This is a genomic window from Acetomicrobium mobile (assembly GCF_937920065.1).
Genome location: NZ_CALETC010000016.1, coordinates 1 through 1622, shown reverse-complemented (window position 1 = coordinate 1622; position 1622 = coordinate 1). Strand labels below are relative to the sequence as shown.

General features: G+C 52.3%; 2 protein-coding genes. Both read right to left on the bottom strand.

Features of this window, described 5'->3' with window-relative positions:
• Positions 1–1369: heavy metal translocating P-type ATPase (locus Q7P41_RS00400; RefSeq protein WP_303881161.1), on the bottom strand; the 1369-nt coding region annotated here is incomplete at its 3' end.
• A gap of 2 nt (positions 1370–1371) precedes the next feature.
• A partial coding sequence (locus tag Q7P41_RS00395; protein ID WP_303881159.1) for a cation transporter occupies positions 1372–1622 on the bottom strand: 251 nt, incomplete at its 5' end.

Genomic DNA, 1622 nt, shown 5'->3' with positions numbered 1-1622 from the left:
TTTTTACCTTTTGAGCCTTCAAATCGCTGACGGCTTTGGCTGCGTCTTCCTTGATCTCGTCTGCGATTACGATGCAGCCTTTGTAGTCGTTGTCAACTGCGACGTGCACGACCGTTGCAGCATCGTCGGGGTCTTCGACGGTTATGCCAAGCATCTGCATGAGCCTGGCGTTACCCGCTGCGACGAAGCGGCCGTCAACGGTAGCAATGACGCCCTGCCCAGGGATTTCTTTGACCTTTGAAATGAGTGCGGCGTCGATTTCTTTGCCATAGGCCCGCCTGATCGAAAGGGAAATGGGATGGTTTGAAAAGCTTTCGGCGCAGGCGGCGAACTTTAAAATTTCTTCATTATTATATTGGTTTTTTGAGACGACCTCTTGTACCTCGAAAACGCCCTTGGTGAGCGTGCCCGTCTTGTCAAAGACGGCGACTTCCGTGTCGGCCAGAGCCTCCAAGTAGTTGCTTCCCTTCACGAGGATGCCCCTTCTTGCTGCGGCGCCAAGCCCTCCAAAGAAGCTCATAGGTATGGAGATCACCAGCGCGCAGGGGCAGGAAATTACGAGGAAAACAAGCGCCCTGTAAATCCAATCGCCAAAGGCAGCTCCTTTAAGCGCCAATGGCGGAATGACGGCTATGAATGCCGATGTTCCAACAATGGCCGGCGTGTAGTAGCGGGCAAACTTGGTGATGAAGTTCTCAGATTTTGACTTCTTGGCGGCGGCGTTTTCGACAAGGTCTAAAATTTTGCTTGCCGTCGATTCACTGGCGCTTTTTGTGACGCGTGCGACTAGCAGGCCGTTTAAATTAATGGTCCCGCTTGGCATCTCGTCGCCTTCACGTACTCTTTCGGGCATAGATTCGCCCGTCAAGGGCGAGGTATCAAGCGTTGAGCTGCCATCTATAACCACGCAATCTAAGGGAACCTTCTCGCCTGGTTTTATGACGATGACATCACCGACGCTCACTAAGTCAGGGTCCACGCGTTCTATGTTTTCGCCGCGTTTCAAGTTTGCATAATCGGGGCGTATATTCATGAGCTCGGCGATGGACCTTCGCGACTTCTCCACCGCCCTGCTTTCAAAGAGCATGCCGATCTTGTAAAACAACATCACGGCGACGGCTTCGCTGTAATGCCCAATGCAAAAGGCGCCGATAGTGGCAACGCTCATCAGGAAGTTTTCGTCGAAAATTTGTCTGCGCGAGACGTTTCGTACCGCCCTCAAAATCACGTCGCTGCCGGTTACCGCGTAGGCAGCCAAAAAAAGCAACAGCCGGGCTGCGTTTTCGGCCTCGAATAATAGGGCAAAAAGGAAAAGCCCCAAACCTATAGCTATCTCGGCGATCCTCTTTTGGCGCGGCGCAATACGCATCGTTAAGCCTTCTTTACCACCACGTCCGGCTCGTATCTTGCAACGATGCCTTGTGCTGCCTTGACGATCTCGTCAAACATGACATCGTCGCCATCGATAACCATCTTGGCTGTCATGAAATTAACGGACGCGAAGTTAACGCCCCTCAGGGCCTTGACTTCCCTTTCTATCTTCTCAGCGCAGTTTGCGCAGTTTAGCCCCTCCAACTTAAATGCCCTTTTCATACCAGCGCCTCCTTTGTGCTTGGCTTTAC